Below are 18,942 nucleotides of genomic sequence, written 5' to 3'. Positions count from 1 at the left end.
GCTTCAGGCCGGCTCGGTGCGGAGCGCATTCAACCGCTGCCAGCGCTTCGGCGTGATGCCGACCAGCTTGCTGAAGGTGCGGTTGAAATGCGACTGGTCGGCGAATCCGCAATCCTGGGCGACCTGTGCAACGGACATCGCGCGGTCGCCGAGCAATTCCTTGGCGCGGCGGATGCGCACGTCCAGCGACCATTCTTGGGGCGACATGCCGGTGGCTTTCTTGAAGGCGCGGGAGAAGTGGCTGCGCGACATGGCGCATTGTCGTGCCACGTCGGCGATGGACAGCCGGGCGGTGAGGCTGCGCGCCAGGATTTCCTTGGCCCGGTGTTCTTGCCAGGGGGCGAGGGCGGAGCGTCCCGGGGTGTCTCCGGTGTGTCGTCGGTGGTGTTCGAGCAGATGTTCGCACAGGCGCCTGCTTATCTCCGTGAGTCTGTCGAGCCTGCTTTGCGGCGCATCGAGCGCCTCCTTCAGCGAGAGTGTGAGCTGATAGGTTTCGAGATCCAGGGTGGCCGTGGGTGGAATGGCATGGGCGTTCATGGCGTCTCTCCTGCTTGGGTCGAGACAGCCTGTTCCGGCGCGGGTGGGCGAGTCCTTTGCGAACCCTGAAAAGTTCTGAATACGGGCTTCAGCCCGACGGATGCGCGGGCAGGGTGAAATAGAACAGGTTTTCGCCTTTCCGGCCCTGGCTGATGCCGAGGGTGCCGCCATGGGCCGAAACGATCGAGGTGCAGATGGCCAGCCCCATCCCCATGCCGGTCGCCTTGGTGCTGTAGAACGCCTGGAAGATCCTGTCGAGCTTGTCGGGCGGTACGCCGGGGCCGCTGTCCTCGACGATGACCAGCCACTCGCCGCCCACCGGTTGGATTTCCAGGGCCAGGCGCCGGCCGCCGGGTGGCAGCGCCTGCATGGCTTCGACCGCGTTGACGATGAGGTTGCGCATGACCTGCTGGAGCTGGATCGAGTCGCCGTGGACCAGGGGCGAGTGCGGCGTTTTCAGGGTCACGCTGACATGCTTGTCGTCCAGGTCCGCCCGGGTGATGGCGAGGACATGGCGGGCTACCCGGTCCAGGGCGATGGTTTGGCGTTCCGGTGGTGCCTGGCGGGCCAGGTCGCGCATGGCGCGGACAATGGCGGCGGCGCGTTGCGCCTCGCTGAGGATGTCGCGAACGCTGTCGATGGCTTCGCCGATCTCCGGTTGCGGGCGCTCCAGCCAACGGACACTGGCACCGGCATTGGACAGGATGGCGGCCAGCGGCTGGTTGATTTCATGGGCGATCGAGGCGGCCAGTTCGCCGAGCATCGTAGCCTGCGAGGTGCGATCGAGCGTGCTGCGGGCTGCCCGCAGGGCGATTTCCGTCTGGCGGCGCTCGGTGATGTCCGACACCACGCCGATGAAGGCGTCTCTGCCGTCGGGCTCGCCGGCCAACTCGAGATAGCGCGGGCTGCCTTCGAGCGAAAGGGTGCGGAATTCCAGGCGGAAAGATTCCCGGCGTCCGGTGGCGTCCTTCAGGTATTCGACGAAGCGTCGGCGATCGTCGGCATGAACCAGTACGGCGGGGTCCTTCAGGTAGGTGTCGTCGGTGGGGACGGGCAGATCCAGTTCGCCGAGCAGGCGCGACGACCAGAACGAGCGCTCGGACGGGTATTTCCAGACGAAGGTCCCGTAGCGGCTGATCTCCTGGCCGATCGCCAACAGCGCCTGGGTACGTCGCAGCGTGCCTTCGCTCTCGCACCGGCGGCGGTTCTCCGCCAGCAGGTCGGTATACAGCCGGGCAGTGCTGAGGGAGATGGCCGCCTGGGCGGCAAGCAGCTCCAGCACATCCACCCGCGTCGGCTCGAACGCACCCTGGGTCAGGCTGTTTTCCAGGTAGAGCGTGCCGATGATGTCGTTCTGCTTGAGCAGCGGCAGGCACATCAGCGAGCCGTCCTCGACGTGGGCCAGGTAGGGATCGTCGTCGAAACGCCGGAGCGCTTCGGTGCTGTCGATGACCTGGGCCTTGCGCGTGTGCATCACCTGGAAGACCAGGCGCAGCGGTATGGCGTCCGCGGCATTCGACGAGGGTTGCAGATGGATGGCGATATCGTCGCCGTTCGCCTGGCCCGTCGCCTCGACGCGCAGGACCCCGTCGTTCGACAGGAGCAGGGCGGTATAGGTGGCGCCGGCATGCATGACGGCGTTGGTCAACAGGGTCTCGATCAGGGCAGTGGGTTCGATTTCTCGGGACAGCGCCTGGCAGGCGCGTGTGATGGCCAGCAGGTCCAGTTGCGGAGCGGCGGGCAGGGGGCGGGTCGTCGCGGCCACGCCTTCCCGGAGGAACGGATGTTCCGCTTCCAGTTGCTCCGCCAGGGTCACCGCTCCCCAGCGCCGCCAGGCCTCCCGTGCCTTCTGCAGATGGGCGCGGTCGCCGGCCCGCAGGCCGAGGCTCCGATGGCAGCGGCTGGCCATCTCGTGCGCCAGCCCTTGTATATGAATGGCGCCGCAGTTTTCCGCTTTGTCGATGGCTTCTTCGTAACGGCGCAGCGCTTCCAGGCCGCGCCCCTCGATACGCAGCAGTTCCGCTTCGGCCAGTGCCAGGCGGTCGGCGAAATAGCGGGGGTTGAGGTTGGCCCAGAGGCGCAGGCGCTGCATCGGTGGCTCGAAGTCCTGCGGCCGGCCGGTGGCGGTCTGCAGGGCGGCGCGGTTGAGCACGCTGAACATCGCCAGATCGATCAGGTGGATGTGTGCGGGTGCCGACCAGGCCAGCGACCACGCCTCGTCGAGATGGGTGGCGGCCTGTTCGAAGGCGCCTTCGAGGAACGACAGCAGGCCTTCGAACAGCGCCCACCAGAAGCGCAGCGGGCCCATGCTGCTCTGGCTGACCCGCTCCGCCACGGTGTGGCTGTCCGGGATGGGGATGGTGCCGGCGGCTTGACCGGCCAGGCGGCGGATATAGCGTGCCTGGATGTAGAGGATGCTTTGCGCATCGATGAACTCCAGGTTCCGCGCCAGGGCCAGGCCGACGTCGATCTGCCGCAGCATGCGTTCGATGGGAGCGCCCAGCACCAGCAGGTCGGAGACGATGTGGTTGTTGGCATAGCAGGCGAAGCTGGGCGAGCCTTGCGAGAGCCCGGCTTGGTAGGCCGCCTCTGCGCACTCCAGGGAGAACAGCAGGGGTCTGGTCCAGACGCTGACCTGATCCAGGGCGACCAGGACGGAGACCTTGCTGGCCGTGTGGCGAGGCTGCTCGGCCAGGGTCTTCGCCGTCATCGCGTAGTCGAAGCCCAGGGCGTAGGCGTCGAAGCGGTGGGCGCTGGCCACGCCCAGCCAGGCGAGGGCGTGGACGGCCGCGGCGCTCATGCCGTGGCCCAGGGTCAGGGTGGCGATCCGGCAGGTGGCGACCAGCATCAGGTTGGGTTGGATGAACGAGCCCGGGATCACCAGCGTGGCCAGCAATTCGAGAGTGGCCTGGATGCCTGGATTCTCGATCTGCGGCAGCGTGGCGAAGATCGCCGGTGTGCGCGCTCCGAGCGCTTCCTGCAGTGCCTGCCAGGCTTCTTCGGCCTGCCGGTCGGTGGGGGCGGGCGGAAAGCTGACGCCGAGCGCCGCCAGCCCATCGACCGCGGTGCGGACGGCACCGTCGTAGTCGCCGCGCAGGGAGCGGATTTCGCAGCGCAGCCGGTAGAGTTCGGCGCGCGCCAGGGGCTCGTTGGTGCGCTCGAGCAGCCTGGAGATGTGCTCGTCGGCGGCGCGATAGTCGGCGTTGAGTATCAGGCTGTTGGCGATCAGCAGGGCGACCGAGCGGGCGAGCGCGTCATCGGCGGTCGCCGTTCCGGCGAGCAGACAATCGGCCCGGGCCAGGTAGTCCAGCGCCGTGGATGCCGCGGCGGCGACCATGGCCAGGCGGGCCGCGCGGATCAGCAGTTCGACGAAGGCGCTGCGTTGGTGGGGGGCGAGCCTGGTGTCATCGGCCCGCATGACCAGTGCGGTAACGCGAAACACCTCCTCCGTGTCGGCGTCGGCGTCGAGCCTGTCCAGCAGGGTCAAGGCGAACTCCATGCACATGGCCCGTTGCAGGCTGCCGTCGATCCGGGCGCGGGTCGATTCCCAGACCGCGTCGTGGGTAAACGACAGACCCTCCCGGTATTCACCGACCAGGCCGGCGTCGAAGGCCGGATGCATGACCTTGAGAAGTTGGGCCACCGTGGTGCCGCCAACGGCTGCCAGGATGTCCAGCGGCGTGTGATTGCCCAGGATCGCCAGTACCGCGAGGGCGCCGCGGGTACGCTCCGGCAGGCGCTCCAGGCGGGAGTTCATCAGGGCCGCGATGTCGTCCAGCAACGGCGGAAGGTCCAGAACAGGACCCTGGCCGCCGGACTCTCGCAGCATGGCGACGAACTGGGCGATGTACATCGGGTTGCCGTTGCCGTGCTGGCTGAGGCGGGCGACGAGCAGGGCGTGTTCGTCCGAGTGCAGCGCAAGTTCGCTGCCGAGCAGGTCGCCGATCTCGGCGGCGGCCAGCGGGCGCAAGACGATTTCCACGGTGCGCGCGCCGAGACCGCGGCAATGTTCGATCAGCCGGCGCAGGCAGGGGCTGGGTTCGTCTTCCCGGTCACGGTAGGCCGCGATGAGCAGCAGATGATCGAAACCGGAGGGCGGCAGTTCGCCGAGGAACGTCTGGGTTTCCTCGTCGATCCATTGCACGTCGTCGAGAAACAGGACCAGCGGTTGATCCGGGCCAGCGAGCGCCGCCAGCAGGCGCTGGAGCATTCCGTGCAGGTGTCGTCGTGCCTCGCTGATGGGCGGTGGGTTGGCGCCGACGGGCAGTGGGCCGGTCAGGCACTCCAGCTCCGGTATCAGCCGCACGAGCAGGCCGCCGTTCTCGCCGACCGCCTCGCGCAGCCGCTTGCCCCAGTGCCGGACGTCGTCCGGCGATTCGCCCGCCAGCCGGGCGAACAGCGATGCCAGCGCGGCGGACAGGGCGGCATAGGGCAGCCGATGGCGCGACAGCTCGCACTTGCCATTGGCGAACAGGCACCGCTCGCTCCACTGGCTGCGTCGCAACAGGCGGACCAGCGAGGTCTTGCCGATGCCCGCTTCGCCGCCGATCAGCACGGCACCGCCCAATCCCTGTTCGAGCCGCCTGATGGCGTTGCGCAGGGTATCGAGTTCCCGGTCCCTGCCGACCAAAGTCCCGGCGGTCCTGGCCGGCGCTTGCGAAGGGGAACGGCGAATGCTGCCGACCTCCCGCCACTCGTTGAGACAGCGCCGCAGCTCCGCTTCGAGGGCATGGGCCGATTCGGGGCGCTTTTCCGGCTGCTTGGCCAATAGGCAGGCCAACAGGTCGTCCAGTGCAGGGGGCAGGCCGGGCCGCCGGGTCGAAACGGCCGGTGCCGGCATGGCCCTGTGCTGGTGCAGCCATTGCACGGGGTCGTCGGCCTGGAACGGCGGGTGGCCGGTCAGCAACCGGAAGAAGGTGGCGCCCAGGGCATAGAGGTCGGCCTGGGGCGAGGCGGCCTGTTCCGGCGCCAGGTAGGCCAGGCTGCTGTCGGCGAGCGGGAGGGCGCTGTCGGTTGAGGCGTCGGCGGCTGTGGCGAAGGCGAAGCCGGTCAGGCGGACGCTGCCGTCGCAGCCCAGGATCAGGTTTTCTGGACGGATGTCGCGGTGCAGGATGCCGCTGCGGTGCAGCTGGTCCAGGGCGGCGGCCGAGGCGATGCCCAGACGGAGAAAGCGTTCCACCGAGAGCGGGGCGCCAACCAGGCTGGAAAGCGGCCGGCCGCCATCGTCATCGAGCACCAGCAGCGGCCCGTCCGACGTGTTCAACCGGGCTGCCGGCATTACCGCCCAGGCTGCGTCCAGGCTGGGGCCATGGGCATATTCGCGGTCCAGCCGGGCAAGCTCCCACAAGGAGGCGTGCGGGCTGGTCCGCACCACCAACCAGTGGCGGCCCGACTGGGTGTCCAGCACGAGCCAGCGGCTCAGCTCGCCGGATCGGTCGATTTCACTCCAGCGGAGCCGGTCCAGCCAGGACTCGTCGAAGCGGGGCGTTCCGTCCGGGCTTTCGGGGGGCGTGTCTGTCTGCGTGGCCATGGACGGCTCGGTACGGTGATCAGGCCGATTGGGCGTGGCGGGGGATATCCGGAAGCAGGCCGAGCATCCGTCCCAGCTGCAGCAGGTCCACCAGGGTTTTGGCGTCCAGCTTGGTCATCAGGTTTTTCTTGTGGACCTTGACCGTTACTTCCTGCAAGCCGAGTTCGGCCGCGATCTCCTTGTTCAGGTGGCCACGCAGCAGGCGCTCGAACACCTGGCGTTCGCGGGCGCTCAACCCGGCGTAGCGGGCCCGGGCGGCGGAGCGCAGGGTATTTTCGGCGTGGCGTATCCTGGCCTGTTCCGTCGCCTCGCGGATCGCCGCCAGCAATTGGCGCTCGTCCACCGGCTTGGTCAGGAAGCCTTCGGCCCCGGCCTTCATGGCGCGTACCGACATGTCGATGGTGCCGAAACCGGTGATGAATACGATGGGGAAGGGCGCCTGGCGCCGGGCGAGTTCGTCCAGCAGGTCGAAGCCGCTGCCATCGTGCAGCCGCACGTCCAGCAGCAGGCAGCCCGGCGCGTCGAAGGCGCAGTAGGCGAGGAACGCCTCGGCGGACGCGTAGCCCGTCGCTGCGATGCCCATCGAACGCAGTTGCCGGACCAGCCCGGTCCGCACGGCGGGTTCATCATCGACCACATACACGTTGGCCAGCCGCGTCCAGGCATCGGCGTCCGCTTCCGGGCGCGGCGGTTCGGGGACGAGTGAGGGGCAGCCCGTCGGGCCGGGCGGCAGCGGGAGGTTCAGCCGGTAACCGCGGCGGGGGACGGTCTCGAGCAGGTTGCGGTCCAGCTCCAGTGCCTTGCGCAGCGTCGATATCTGGACCTGCAGGTTGTTTTCTTCGACGACCGTCCCCGGCCAGATGGTGCTGATGAGTTCGTCCTTGGTCACCAGGCGGTTCGGCGACGCCAGCAGGACTTCGAGAATGTCGAAGGCACGGCTCCCGAGCCGAACGGGAGTCCCTTCTCTGAAGGCCTCGCGTCGTTCCAGCGAGACCCAGGCGCCGCCTAGCCGAATCATGTCGTTACTCATTGTTTTTACAGGGAATTCGCGTGCCGCTCGGAGGCGACTTCTTTTCACCCTAGTGGATAAGAACCGGCACCTCAACCACTGGCTGGCGAAGTGGGAAATCCGCACAAATATTCAAGCGCAAGGGGGCAAGGCCTGCTGAAATGACAGGTGTAGCCGCATAACCGGATGGTGGTTGATGAACAGAAACGACCTGCGTCACCTCGACATGAACCTGCTGGTGGTCTTCGAGGCATTGATGATCGAGCGGAACCTGACCCGTGTCGGCGAGAAGCTGTTCGTCACCCAGTCCACCGTGAGCGCCGCGTTGAGCCGGTTGCGCGATCTGTTCGACGATCCGCTGCTGATCCGCAACGGCCGGCAAATGGAACCGACCGCTCGGGCATTGCAGATCCTCGACGAGCTGCGTCCGGCCATGGACGTGATTTCCGCGGCCGTCAGCCGGGCCAAGGCATTCGATCCAGCCACCAGCACCAATGTCTTTCGCCTGGGTCTTTCCGACGATGCCGAGTTCGGCCTGTTTCCCAGGCTGCTCCAGGTGCTCCAGCAGGAAGCACCCAACACCGTGGTGGTGGTCCGGCGGGCCAATTTCCTGCTGATGCCTGCCTTGCTGTCGTCCGGCGAAATCTCGGTGGGCGTCAGCTACACCACCGACCTGCCGGCCAATGCCAAGCGCAAGAAGCTGCGCAACATCGGCGTCAAGGTCCTGCGCGGCGACCGGCGACCTGGGCCGCTGAGCCTGGACGAGTACTGCTCCCGGCCGCACGTGATGGTGTCGTTCTCCGGCGACCTGTCCGGCAACATCGACCTGGACCTGGCGCGTATCGGCCGCTCGCGCCGGGTGGTGCTGGCCGTACCGCAGTTCGGCAGTCTGCGGGCCTTGCTGCGTAATACCGAGATGATCGCGACGGTGCCGGATTACGCCGCCTGTATCCTGGCGGACGACGGCAGCCTGCGCGCGGACGACGCGCCGTTCCCGATCAATGAGGCCGAGCTGTCGATGGTGTGGGGCGGCGCCTACGACAGCGATCCCGCCGAAACCTGGCTGCGCGAGCGGATCTGGCAGTGCATGGCGACGCCGGTTTGATGGGCGAATGAATTCGCCCTAGCGGTGTTCCGTCCTGCGCTTTTGTAGGAACGAGCTCTGCTCGCGAATGGGCTTCAGAAACATCGCCAGCAGAGCTGGCTCCTACGGAAGTGGGGCTGGGGGCGTCTGAAGCTCCGGCGCTTTTGTAGGCGAATTCATTTGCCCGGCAAGAACGTCCGGTGAGGTGCAGGCCGGTTCGCCCGCATTGTCGCGATGTGCTGTGCCTGCCGCCGGTTCTTCCTCAAGTGGCCGGGTTCTCAGGGCCCAAACCCTCTCCGCAAACGAGCACATCCGTGCAATCCGCCGCGCCGGCAACCCTGGATAGTGAAGCTACCCGAACCCCACGGGCTCTCTCATGTACGGCCGGTTTCGGCTGCATTGGGAGTCCATCACGCAAGGAGCTTCCCATGACGACTTTCACGACGCGCGACGGCACCGAGATCTACTTCAAGGACTGGGGGACCGGCAAGCCGGTGCTGTTCAGCCATGGCTGGCCGCTGGATGCGGACATGTGGGAATACCAGATGGAGTATCTGAGCAGCCGCGGCTATCGCACCATCGCCTTCGACCGTCGTGGTTTCGGCCGCTCCAGCCAGCCGTGGAGCGGCTATGACTACGACACCTTCGCCGACGACATCGCGCAGCTGATCGAGCACCTCGATCTGTATGAGGTGACCCTGGTGGGCTTCTCCATGGGCGGCGGCGACGTTACCCGCTATGTCGCGCGGCACGGCAGCACGCGAGTGGCCAAGCTGGTGCTGCTGGGTGCCGTCACACCGATCTTCGGCCAGGCCGCCGATCATCCCGAGGGCGTCGAAAAGGCGGTTTTCGACGGCATCAAGGCTGGCCTGCGCAAGGACCGCGCGCAGTTCATCACCGACTTCGCCCCGGCGTTCTATGGCACCAATCATGGCCAGAATGTCTCCCAGGGCGTACTGACCCAGACCCTGAACATTGCTCTGCTGGCGTCGCTCAAGGGCACCCTGGACTGCGTGACGGCCTTTTCCGAAACCGACTTCCGCCCCGACATGGCGAAGATCGACGTACCGACCCTGGTGATCCATGGCGACGACGACCAGATCGTCCCGCTCGAGACCACCGGCAAGCAGGCGGCGCGGATGATCGAAGGTGCCCGGCTGAAGGTCTATGAAGGGGCTCCCCATGGCTTCGTCGCCGCGACCCATGCGCAAGCGTTGAACGAGGACCTGCTGGCCTTCCTTGCAGGTTGAGCGAGCCCATGGAAACTCTGCAGAAGGTCGCGGCCTCGCCCTGGCAGCCGCTGCGGGTAAGGGTATTCCGCTGGCTCTGGTTGGCGAGCATCGCCTCGAACATAGGTACCTGGATGCACGAGGTGGGTGCCGGCTGGCTGATGACCTCGCTGTCTGCCAGCCCGCTGGCGGTGGCGCTGGTGCAGGTGGCCAGCGCGCTGCCGATCTTCCTTCTGGCGCTGCCGGCCGGGGCGCTGGCCGACATCGTCGACAAGCGCCGCTACCTACTGGCGGTACAGCTGTGGATGGCGGCCACCGCCCTGATCCTCGCGATTCTCACGCTGAACGGGCAGATGTCGGTGATCCTGCTGTTGCTGCTGACCTTCGCTATGGGCATCGGCACCGCCTTGATGATGCCCGCGTGGGCGGCCCTGGCGCCGGAAATCGTCGAACGCGACGCCTTGCCGGCTGCGGTGGCGCTGTCCAGCCTCGGCGTCAACGTGGCCCGTGCCATCGGCCCGGCGATCGCCGGCGTGCTGGTGAGCTTGAGCGGTCCCTGGCTGACCTTCGCGCTGAACGCGGTCTCGTTCCTGGCGGTAATCGGGGCGCTGCTGGCCTGGCGGCGCAGCCCTCGGGAAACGGTATTACCGGCGGAGCGGCTGTTCGGCGCGCTGCGTGCCGGAGTGCGCTATGCCCGCAGTGCGCAGCCGTTGCAGGCGGTGCTGGTGCGTACCGCAGCCTTCTTCACCGGTGCGTCGGCCGGCATGGCGTTGCTGCCGCTGCTGGTGCGTCGCGAACTGGCCGGCACGGCCATGGACTACGGCATCCTGCTGGGGTGTATTGGTATCGGCGCGATTGTCGGCGCGATGTACCTGCCTCGGCTGCGGGCGCGCTACAGCGGCGACGTCATCGTCATGGTCGCCAGCTTGGCCTATGCCGGTGTGCTGCTGGGCCTGGCCGGGATTCGTTCGTTTCCGCTGCTGGCGGCCCTGATGCTGCTGAGCGGCATGGCCTGGATCGCCGTGCTGTCGAGCCTGCAACTGGCGGCACAGACCTCTGTGCCGTCCTGGGTGCGTGCCCGCGCATTGGCCGTCTACATCCTGGTGTTTTTCGGCTGTTCCGCCCTGGGCGGCATCGCCTGGGGCGCGTTGGCCAGCCATCTGTCATTGAGCGCTGCCTTCGCCGGTGGCGGCGTGTTGCTGGTGCTCGGTATCACCGCGCGCTGGCGTTTTTCCCTGCCGACGACCGCGGCGGACGACCTGGCACCGTCGCTGCACTGGCCGGCGCCGCTGCTCGACGAGGCACTGGACCGCGAGCGCGGCCCGGTGATGGTCACCCTCGAATACCGCATTGCGCCGGAGCACATACCGGACTTCCGCCAGGCCATGGAGGCGGTCTGCCGGATGCGCCGACGCAATGGCGCCTTCTCCTGGGGCCTGGTGCAGGACAGCGAAGACCCTCGGCTCTGGCAGGAGTTCTTCTTCGACGAATCCTGGCTCGAACATTTGCGCCACCACGGCCGGGTCACCCGCGCCGAGCAGCGCATCGAGGCCAATGCGCGGCGTTACCAGCAGCAGGGGGTGCCGATCCGCATTCGCCACCTGCTCGCCGCCCCCCGTGTTTGACGTTCATCCCACGAAAAGAAAGGAGTGTCCGAAATGACTGTTCCCTACAAGCGCCTGAACAAGGACGATGCCGTCGTCCTGCTGATCGACCACCAGTCCGGTCTGATCTCGCTGGTGCAGGACTTCACCCCCAGCGACTTTAAGAACAACGTCCTGGCCCTGGGGGCCGTGGCTAAGTTCTTCAACCTGCCGACCATTCTCACCACCAGCTTCGAGCAGGGTCCGAACGGCCCGCTGGTGCCGGAGCTGAAGGAGCTGTTCCCTGGCGCGCCCTACATCGCCCGTCCGGGCCAGATCAATGCCTGGGACAACGAAGATTTCGTCGCGGCGATCAAGAGTACCGGCCGCAAGCAATTGATCTTGGCTGGCGTGGTCACTGACGTGTGCGTGGCGTTCCCGGCGCTGTCGGCGATTGCCGAGGGCTTCGACGTGTTCGTCGTCACCGACGCCTCCGGCACCTTCGACAAGACCGTGCAGCAGGCCGCTTGGTCGCGCATGAGCGCCGCCGGCGTGCAACTGATGAACTGGTTCAGCGTGGCCTGCGAGCTGCATCGCGACTGGCGCAACGATATCGAGGGACTGGGCAATCTGCTGTCCAACCACATCCCGAACTATCGCAATCTGATGACTAGCTACTTCACCCTGATCGGCAAGTAGCGCCGGACGGGCATCGCTCTCGGGCGATGCCCTTGCCGCGCAGGAGGCCGAGCCGCCAGCGGCTCGGCGACAGGCCCACCAGCCGGGTGAACACTCGCGAAAAGTGGGCCTGGTCGGCGAACCCGCAATCCTGGGCGATCCGGGTGATCAGCAGGTCGTCCAGCAACAGCCGCTTGGCGTGTTCGATGCGCTGCCGGGTCAGCCACTGGTGAGGCGAAACGCCGGTGCTGCCGTGGAAGGCGCGGGAAAAATGGCTGCGCGACAGGCTGCATTCGCGGGCCAGCCGGGCGATGGATAAGCCGCTGCCCAGATGGGCCGCGATCAACTCCTTGGCCCGTCGTTCCTGCCAGGCGGACAGGCGTATTGCTTGCCGGGAAGACGTCGCGGGCGCTTCCTCCCGGTCTTCCGTTCGTTCGAGAAGCGGGTCGAAGTCGGCGTGACCCCGTGTCGAATATCGTCCGCTCATCCGGCGCGTCTCCCTGGTGCTGAGATGGCGCTACGGGCCCTCGCACCGAGTGGGGATCCGGGTGCCGTCAAGGGCACCGTAGAGGATCACCCGACCGACTGGCTGGCTTGGCGACTCCGAAGCATGAGGAGAATCATCGCGTCACGCTGCCGTCCGGCAAACGTGCGTGTGGGGACCTGGGCTGCCAAGTTGGGGACGGATTCGGACACTCAGCCAAACTGATGGCGGTATTGCGCCGGGCTCAGCCCGAGCCGTTCGCTGAACAGGATGCGCATGCAGCGCACGCTGCGAAAGCCGCTGCGGTAGGCCACCGTCTTCAGCGGCAGGTCGGTGGTTTCCAGCAGGTTGCGGGCACGGTCGATACGGGCGGCATGGACGAACTCCATTGGCGTCTTGCCGGTGTCGCGGGCGAACAGGCGGGAAAAGTGCCGGGCACTCATGCCGGCCACCTCGGCCAGGACATCGACGCTGAGTTCCTCTTCGAGGCGGTCGAAGATGTACTGCTGGGCCCGGGCGATGGGCGAGTCTTCCCTGGCCACTTCCGCCAGCATGGGGCTGAATTGGGCCTGGCCGCCCTGGCGTTTCATGGCCACCAGCAGCACCTTGGCCACGTCCACCGCCAGCTTCTTGCCATGGTCGTCCGCCAGGATCGCCAGGGCCATGTCGATGCCGGCAGTGATCCCGCCCGAGGTGATCAGCTCGCCATCTGCAATGAATATCCGGTCGGTGATGACCCGGGCGGCGGGAAAGCGGCGGGCTAGCCGCTCGGTGTAGTTCCAGTGGGTGGTGACCTGGCGGCCGTCCAGCAGGCCGGCCTCGCCGAGAATGAAGGCGCCAGTGCAGATCGAACCGTAGCGTCGCGAGGCCTGGGTGGCTCGCCGCAGCCAGGGCAGCAGCGCCGGGTGCGATTCGTTGTAGGCGTTGGGGCCGCCGGGAACCAGAAGCAGATCGAACGCTTCGGGTGCGTCGGCCAGCACATGGTCCGTCAGCAGGCGCAGGCCATTGGACGCGCGCACGCCTGGCTCGGCGATGCTGATGGTACTGATCCGGTAGTGATCGGCAGGGGCGAGGTAGCGGTTGGCGATCGAGAACACTTCGATCGGTCCGGCCACGTCCAGCATCAGGACATCGGGAAAAAGAAGGATTGCCACGCTCTTCATGGTTTGCGGTCGCACCGGCTCGCTGTGTTGGGAGAGGATAGCAAGTCTCTCTTACAGCGGAGCCGCGTGCCAGAGCCCGCGCGCCAGGGGCGTTGCCCGGCGCGCGTCGCTTTCAGAAGGCGAAGCAGGAGCAGCCGAAGGCGCCCCAGAAACCCTGGAAGTCGCTGACCGGCACCGACGCCAGACGCGCTCGCTCATGGCTGTGGGCATGCACGACGCAGGCGCCGACGCACTGGTGCACGCTGGCTGTTAGCGGCGCACTGGGCTTCCAGTGGCCGGGTACCCGCGTCACCGGCGACCAGTCGGGCAGCACCGGCAAGTGCGGCGGGCCGAGCTTGTCGAACTCGGCGGCGGCGTGGACCACCTTACCGTCGACCACCGTCAGCACCGATTCGAGCCACTTGATCTGCTCTTCCTCGACACTGAAGTAGTTCGCCGACAGGGCCACCAGATCGGCGAGCTGGCCGACCTTGATCTGGCCTTTCTTGCCCTGTTCGCTGGAGAACCAGGCACTGCCGTGGGTAAACAGCTGCAGTGCCATGTCCCGTGGCAAGCCTTGCGGATAAAGCTCCAGGCCGCCGACGGTCTTACCGCTGACCAGCCAATACAGCGAGGTCCAGGGGTTGTAGCTGGAAACCCGGGTGGCGTCGGTTCCGGCGCCCACCGGCACGCCTTCGGCCAGCATGCGCTGGATCGGCGGCGTGGCTTCGGCGGCCTTGGCGCCGTAGCGATCGACGAAGTACTCGCCCTGGAAGGCCATGCGGTCCTGGATGGCGATGCCGCCGCCAAGGGCCCGGACCCGTTCGATGTTGCGGGGGCTGATGGTCTCGGCATGGTCGAAGAACCAGGGCAGGCCGTTGAACGGGATGTCGCGGTCGACTTTCTCGAATACCTCGAGCATGCGCGAGATGGATTCGTCATAGGTGGCGTGCAGGCGGAACGGCCAGCGGTTTTCCACCAGATGGCGAACCACCGGCTCCAGGTCGCTTTCCATGCTGGCTGCCAGGTCGGGGCGCGGTTCGAGGAAGTCCTCGAAGTCGGCGGCGGAGAACACCAGCATCTCGCCAGCGCCGTTGTGGCGGAAAAAGTCGTTGCCCTGGCCGTATTGCACCGAGCCGGTCCAGCGCTTGAAGTCGGCCAGCTCTTCCTTGGGCTTCTGGGTGAACAGGTTGTAGGCGATGCGCACGGTCAGCTGGCCCTCCCTGGCCAAGTGCTCGATCACCTCGTAGTCGTCCGGGTAGTTCTGGAAACCGCCGCCGGCATCGATGGCGCTGGTCACGCCCAAGCGGTTCAACTCGCGCATGAACTGGCGGGTGGAGTTGATCTGGTACTCCAGCGGCAGCTTCGGCCCCTTGGCCAGGGTCGAGTAGAGGATCATTGCGTTCGGCCGCGCCACCAGCATGCCGGTGGGTTCGCCGTTGGCGTCGCGGACGATCTCGCCGCCCGGTGGGTTGGGCGTGTTGCGGTCGTAGCCGACCACGCGCAGCGCGGCGCGGTTGAGCAGGGCGCGGTCGTAGAGGTGGAGGATGAACACCGGGGTGTCCGGCGCGGCGCGGTTGATCTCTTCCAGCGTAGGCATGCGCTTCTCGGCGAACTGGAATTCGTTCCAGCCACCGACTACTCGCACCCACTGCGGCGCCGGGGTGCGTTCGGCCTGCTCCTTGAGCATGCGCAGGGCGTCGGCCAGCGAGGGCACGCCTTCCCAGCGCAGCTCCAGGTTGTAGTTGAGGCCGCCACGGATCAGGTGCAGGTGCGAATCGTTGAGACCGGGAATCACCGTGCGCCGCTGCAGGTCGATAACGCGGGTGGCGGCGCCGCGCAATGGCATGACCTCGGTGTCGTCGCCAACCGCGACGAACCGGCCGTCCTTGATGGCCACGGCGGTGGCGCTGGGTTTTTCGCGGTCGACCGTGTGGATGCGGCCGTTGTGCAGGATCAGATCGGGATTCATGGGATCTCCTTGGGCGTCGGCGGCGAAGAGCGGCAGGGCCGGCCAGAGCGCGCCGGTGGCACCGATGATGGACGAGGCGGCGAGGAAGCGCCGCCGGCTGTCGTTGGCAGGGGCTTGGGACATGGGTTTCTCCGAATCAGGGCGCGTCGAGCCAGTGCGCCAGCCAGCGGGTCACCCGTGGCATGAACAGGTACACCACCAGCAGGACGATGGTCAGGGTGATCAAAGCGTTGCTTGGCAGGTAGCCACCCAGCCAGGGCAGCGCCTCGAATGCCGGTTGCCACAGGCGCGGGACCAGCAGGCTCAGCGGCAGGATCACCAGAAAGGTGACGCAAGCCTGCTTCCAGCGTGGCGGCTTGCGGCTGCCGGCCGTGGTCGGGGTGAACCAGAACTCGCGGGTCGGGTTGAGTTCCTGCTCGTCGCCGGTGGCCAGCAGCGGGCTGACTTCCTCGACCAGCCGCTTGCGGTCGTCCGAGCCCATCCAGTCCTGCAACTGGCCGGCGCTGGCGAAGCGCAGCACGCAGGTGAACAGGTGCAAGTCGCCGTCGCGGCTGCGGATGACGTCGATACCGAGGTGACCGGGGTAGCCATGGGCCGTCCTGACGATGCGGCGCAGCCAGTCCTCGTAGGCCTCGTCCTCGCCGGGACGGACGCGGTGGCGGATCAGCAGCGTGACCACGCCGTCGGATTGTTCCAGTGTCATCGCGCGACCTCTTCGGGGCGGTTCTCGCAGGAGCGCCGGGCGCTCCCCAATGGATCAATGGCCTTCGGAGGCGTTGAACATGGTCTTGGCATAGATCAGGCCGAGGCCGTAGGCGCCGCCATGCTTGATGGAGGTCTTCACGGTCTGGTCGTAGGTCTCGCCGCGTGCCCAGTCGCGTTGCAGTTCGAGCAGGTACTGCAGCGACGTCATCGGCCGTGCGCCGAGCTGGATCATGCGCTGCAGGGCCATTTCATGGGCTTCGGTGGACACGTCGCCGCAGGCATCGGCGATCACGTAGACCTCAAAGCCCTGGTCCAGGGCGGAGAGCGCCGGGCCGACGATGCACACCGAGGTCCACAGCCCGGCGAGGACGATCTTGTTCTTGCCGAACCTGTTCACCTCCACGGCGATGCGCGGGTCTTCCCAGGTGTTCATGGTGGTGCGGTCGATGACGGTGTGATCGGGGAACACCGACTTGATCTCGTCGAAGATCGGGCCGGAGAAGCTCTTCTCGGCGACGGTGGTAAGGATCGTGGAGACGCCGAACTCACGGGCGGCCTTGGACACCAGCGCCGCGTTGTTGCGCAAGGTGACGGCGTCGATGGACTTGGTCGCGAAGGACATCTGCGACTGGTGGTCGATCAGGATCAGGGTGTGGTCCAGCGGGTTCAGCAGGGTTTTGCCGGGTGCTGCGGATGCGGTTGCCATGGAGGGCTCCTGGACTGGGTCTTATGAGATGTCCAGTGTCGGTCCGCCATGGCGGGCTGGCTTGAAACGTTGTGCCTGAGTTGAACGGATGTGCGCTTTTGTTCGAGAGTCTCTGCGCGACGACAGGGCTGATTTCGCTAGCACCGATGATGGCGAATAGCTGTACTATGGGTCAGGAATATTTCTCATTGCTGTTTGCATTGGTTTCGCATGCCTGATTCCGCCTCTTTCGCCGCCCGTATCCTTGCCGTCGAGGATGATCTCGTGTTCGCCCACCACCTGCTCGATCACCTGCGGGGCACCGGCTATGCCGTCACCCACAGCCAGGACGGCAGCGAGGGGCTGCGTCTGGCCGAGACGCAAGACTTCGACCTGATTCTCATGGATATCCTGCTGCCGGGGACCAACGGCCTGGACGCGTTGCAGCGCTTGCGCCGCCGCCGGGGCGTGCCGGTGATCCTGATGTCGGCGCTGGGTGGCGAGCAGGACCGCATCGCCGGGTTCAGCCAGGGCACCGACGACTACCTGCCGAAACCCTTCAGCCTGGGTGAGCTGGAGGTGCGCATCGAGGCGATTCTGCGCCGCGTCGCCTACGAGCGGCGCAGCCATGCGCCGGTTGTCGACGGCGACGGGTTGCAATTCGACGAGGGCCGCCAGGATGTGGCGCTGAACGGACGCTGGGCCGGGCTGACGCCCAGCGAGTACCGCGTGCTGGAGTTGCTCTGGCGGCACTCGGACGAGACGCTGAGCAAGCCCTTTCTCTATCAGCAGGCGCTGTGCCGCGCCTATGCCGTTCATGACCGCAGCCTGGACATGCACGTCAGCCATGTTCGCCGCAAGTTGCAGACGGTGGGATACACCCAGGGACGCCTGGCCACTGTCTGGGGCAAAGGCTATGTGATGACCCGGTGTGAGCGATGAAGCTGCCGGGCGGCCATTCGTTGTTCTGGCGTCTGGCGCTGCTGCAGGTCGGCTTCTGCGTATCGATCATCTGGCTCACCCACTCCTGGGCCGAATACGTTGACCAGCGCAGCTATTTCCTGTCGCCTGCCGCGCGCGAGCAGTTGTCCCGCTACGCCGAAGAGGCGGAGCGAGCCTGGCGCTCCGGCGGGCGGGCAGGGATCGACCGTTGGCTGGCGGAACTCGGCCGGCACGAGCCGAGTTGGGCGGCGGTGGTCGGGCCCGACCTGCGCTCCCTGGGCAGCCGGCCTCTGCTGGACAGCGAGTACGCCAATCTGACCTTCATGCGCCGCATCGACTGGCCGATGAGCCGGCGCATGACGGACCTGCCCCATGTCAGCCTGCCGTTTCCCGAAAACCCGGAGCAGGGACGCCTGGTGGTGCAGCTTCCCGAACGCTTCCTGCCCAGCGGCTCCGATCTGCGCATCCAGTTGTTCATCAACGTGCTGGTGCCCGGCCTGCTGGCCCTGTTGCTCTGTGGCTTGATCTACCGCCAGTTGAGCCGGCCGCTGGCACATCTGCGAGCCCAGGCCAACGCCCTGCGTGGCGACCGCCTGGACGCGCGGGTCGCCGCCGAGGTGAGTGCCCGCCGCGATGAGCTGGGCGAGCTGGCGCGCGCGTTCGATCACATGGCCGGCCGCCTGGAGGGCACGGTGGCCTTCCAGCGCCAGTTGCTGCGCGATCTGTCCCACGAGCTGCGCACGCCGCTCAGCCGCCTGCGGGTCGCGGCCGAGCGCGAGGCAGACACCGCCGATCTGCGCCAGCGGCTGGAGCACGAAGTGACAGGCATGGAGAAACTGGTGGGCGACACCCTCGAGCTGGTCTGGCTGGATACCGAGCGTCCGGTGCTGCCGCTCGAGGACGTGCAGGTCGCGGCGCTCTGGGAGGTACTGCGCGAAAATGCCTGCTTCGAAACCGGCTGGAGCCCCGTACAACTGCCTTGCGCACTGGGGCCGGAGTGCCGGGTGCGCGGGCACCTCAACGGCCTCGCCCAGGCCCTGGAGAACATCCTGCGCAACGCCATCCGCCACTCGCCGCCCGGAGGCATGGTGCGCCTCGACGGACATCGTGAGGAGGGCCACTGGCACCTGTGGGTGGAAGACCAGGGGCCGGGTGTCGAGCCGGATCAGCTGGAGATGATCTTCCAACCCTTCACCCGCCTCAGCGCGGCTCGACCGGGCAACGACGGCTTCGGTCTCGGCCTGGCCATCGCGCGCAGCATGGTGCGTCTGCAAGGCGGCGAGCTGTGGGCGGAGAATGCCTCTCCCGGTTTGCGCCTGCACCTGCGGCTGGCAATTGTATAGTTCGTAAATGAACTTTACT

The 18,942-nt window shown here is 66.7% G+C and carries 14 protein-coding genes; 6 read left to right on the top strand and 8 right to left on the bottom strand.

The window, feature by feature from the left end:
* Nucleotides 1–3 precede the first annotated feature (3 nt).
* From PIN01S_RS18135 to PIN01S_RS18125, 3 genes are all read right to left on the bottom strand, one after another.
* Entirely contained in the window at nucleotides 4–537 is a 534-nt protein-coding gene (locus PIN01S_RS18135) for an AraC family transcriptional regulator (protein ID WP_169715845.1), read from the bottom strand.
* 88 nt (nucleotides 538–625) lie between these two features.
* Complete coding sequence (locus PIN01S_RS18130; RefSeq protein WP_084337545.1) at nucleotides 626–6,067, bottom strand: trifunctional serine/threonine-protein kinase/ATP-binding protein/sensor histidine kinase; 5,442 nt, start codon at nucleotides 6,065–6,067, stop codon at nucleotides 626–628.
* Between the two features lie 19 nt (nucleotides 6,068–6,086).
* Nucleotides 6,087–7,085 (bottom strand): response regulator, encoded by a 999-nt coding sequence (locus PIN01S_RS18125; RefSeq protein WP_084337543.1) that lies wholly within the window; start codon nucleotides 7,083–7,085, stop codon nucleotides 6,087–6,089.
* A gap of 187 nt (nucleotides 7,086–7,272) precedes the next feature.
* Between PIN01S_RS18125 and PIN01S_RS18120 the strand changes: the two genes are divergently transcribed.
* The 4 genes from PIN01S_RS18120 to ycaC all read left to right on the top strand — a co-directional run bounded on the left by PIN01S_RS18120 (nucleotide 7,273) and on the right by ycaC (nucleotide 11,671).
* Entirely contained in the window at nucleotides 7,273–8,181 is a 909-nt protein-coding gene (locus PIN01S_RS18120; RefSeq protein ID WP_084337541.1) for a LysR family transcriptional regulator, read from the top strand.
* 407 nt (nucleotides 8,182–8,588) lie between these two features.
* Nucleotides 8,589–9,410: an alpha/beta fold hydrolase gene (locus tag PIN01S_RS18115; RefSeq protein ID WP_084337539.1), complete on the top strand. Its 822-nt coding sequence runs from the start codon at nucleotides 8,589–8,591 to the stop codon at nucleotides 9,408–9,410.
* Between the two features lie 8 nt (nucleotides 9,411–9,418).
* Nucleotides 9,419–11,014 (top strand): MFS transporter, encoded by a 1,596-nt coding sequence (locus PIN01S_RS18110; RefSeq protein WP_084337537.1) that lies wholly within the window; start codon nucleotides 9,419–9,421, stop codon nucleotides 11,012–11,014.
* A 33-nt stretch (nucleotides 11,015–11,047) separates the two neighbouring features.
* Nucleotides 11,048–11,671 carry an isochorismate family cysteine hydrolase YcaC gene (gene ycaC / locus PIN01S_RS18105; RefSeq protein WP_084337535.1) on the top strand — a complete coding sequence of 208 codons (624 nt, stop codon included), beginning with the start codon at nucleotides 11,048–11,050 and terminating at the stop codon, nucleotides 11,669–11,671.
* Here ycaC and PIN01S_RS18100 read toward each other — a convergent pair.
* The 5 genes from PIN01S_RS18100 to PIN01S_RS18080 form a co-directional block, all read right to left on the bottom strand.
* Nucleotides 11,652–12,137: a helix-turn-helix domain-containing protein gene (locus tag PIN01S_RS18100; RefSeq protein ID WP_084337533.1), complete on the bottom strand. Its 486-nt coding sequence runs from the start codon at nucleotides 12,135–12,137 to the stop codon at nucleotides 11,652–11,654. The two genes, ycaC and PIN01S_RS18100, sit on opposite strands and share 20 nt — an antisense overlap.
* Nucleotides 12,138–12,346: 209 nt before the next feature.
* A complete protein-coding gene (locus tag PIN01S_RS18095) occupies nucleotides 12,347–13,297 on the bottom strand; it encodes a GlxA family transcriptional regulator (RefSeq protein ID WP_084337531.1) in 951 nt (316 codons plus the stop codon).
* Between the two features lie 112 nt (nucleotides 13,298–13,409).
* A complete protein-coding gene (locus PIN01S_RS18090; RefSeq protein ID WP_090257213.1) occupies nucleotides 13,410–15,248 on the bottom strand; it encodes an amidohydrolase in 1,839 nt (612 codons plus the stop codon).
* Nucleotides 15,249–15,384: 136 nt separating this feature from the next.
* Nucleotides 15,385–15,951 (bottom strand): antibiotic biosynthesis monooxygenase, encoded by a 567-nt coding sequence (locus tag PIN01S_RS18085; RefSeq protein WP_084337527.1) that lies wholly within the window; start codon nucleotides 15,949–15,951, stop codon nucleotides 15,385–15,387.
* A 54-nt stretch (nucleotides 15,952–16,005) separates the two neighbouring features.
* Nucleotides 16,006–16,659 (bottom strand): hydrolase, encoded by a 654-nt coding sequence (locus PIN01S_RS18080; protein ID WP_084337525.1) that lies wholly within the window; start codon nucleotides 16,657–16,659, stop codon nucleotides 16,006–16,008.
* 210 nt (nucleotides 16,660–16,869) lie between these two features.
* Between PIN01S_RS18080 and PIN01S_RS18075 the strand changes: the two genes are divergently transcribed.
* A complete protein-coding gene (locus tag PIN01S_RS18075; RefSeq protein WP_084337523.1) occupies nucleotides 16,870–17,580 on the top strand; it encodes a response regulator transcription factor in 711 nt (236 codons plus the stop codon).
* Nucleotides 17,577–18,923 (top strand): sensor histidine kinase, encoded by a 1,347-nt coding sequence (locus tag PIN01S_RS18070; protein ID WP_084337521.1) that lies wholly within the window; start codon nucleotides 17,577–17,579, stop codon nucleotides 18,921–18,923. Before PIN01S_RS18075 ends, PIN01S_RS18070 begins: the two co-directional genes overlap by 4 nt.
* Nucleotides 18,924–18,942: the final 19 nt, after the last annotated feature.

The sequence above is a fragment of the Pseudomonas indica NBRC 103045 genome (genome assembly GCF_002091635.1).
Classification (GTDB): domain Bacteria; phylum Pseudomonadota; class Gammaproteobacteria; order Pseudomonadales; family Pseudomonadaceae; genus Pseudomonas_M; species Pseudomonas_M indica.
This window is presented reverse-complemented; position numbering and strand designations above follow the sequence as displayed.

Coding starts and splice junctions, on each gene's coding strand:
- PIN01S_RS18135 (WP_169715845.1), bottom strand. CDS start 537: ATGAACGCCCATGCCATTCCACCCACGGCCACCCTGGATCTCGAAACC.
- PIN01S_RS18130 (WP_084337545.1), bottom strand. CDS start 6,067: ATGGCCACGCAGACAGACACGCCCCCCGAAAGCCCGGACGGAACGCCC.
- PIN01S_RS18125 (WP_084337543.1), bottom strand. CDS start 7,085: ATGATTCGGCTAGGCGGCGCCTGGGTCTCGCTGGAACGACGCGAGGCC.
- PIN01S_RS18120 (WP_084337541.1), top strand. CDS start 7,273: ATGAACAGAAACGACCTGCGTCACCTCGACATGAACCTGCTGGTGGTC.
- PIN01S_RS18115 (WP_084337539.1), top strand. CDS start 8,589: ATGACGACTTTCACGACGCGCGACGGCACCGAGATCTACTTCAAGGAC.
- PIN01S_RS18110 (WP_084337537.1), top strand. CDS start 9,419: ATGGAAACTCTGCAGAAGGTCGCGGCCTCGCCCTGGCAGCCGCTGCGG.
- ycaC (WP_084337535.1), top strand. CDS start 11,048: ATGACTGTTCCCTACAAGCGCCTGAACAAGGACGATGCCGTCGTCCTG.
- PIN01S_RS18100 (WP_084337533.1), bottom strand. CDS start 12,137: ATGAGCGGACGATATTCGACACGGGGTCACGCCGACTTCGACCCGCTT.
- PIN01S_RS18095 (WP_084337531.1), bottom strand. CDS start 13,297: ATGAAGAGCGTGGCAATCCTTCTTTTTCCCGATGTCCTGATGCTGGAC.
- PIN01S_RS18090 (WP_090257213.1), bottom strand. CDS start 15,248: ATGAATCCCGATCTGATCCTGCACAACGGCCGCATCCACACGGTCGAC.
- PIN01S_RS18085 (WP_084337527.1), bottom strand. CDS start 15,951: ATGACACTGGAACAATCCGACGGCGTGGTCACGCTGCTGATCCGCCAC.
- PIN01S_RS18080 (WP_084337525.1), bottom strand. CDS start 16,659: ATGGCAACCGCATCCGCAGCACCCGGCAAAACCCTGCTGAACCCGCTG.
- PIN01S_RS18075 (WP_084337523.1), top strand. CDS start 16,870: ATGCCTGATTCCGCCTCTTTCGCCGCCCGTATCCTTGCCGTCGAGGAT.
- PIN01S_RS18070 (WP_084337521.1), top strand. CDS start 17,577: ATGAAGCTGCCGGGCGGCCATTCGTTGTTCTGGCGTCTGGCGCTGCTG.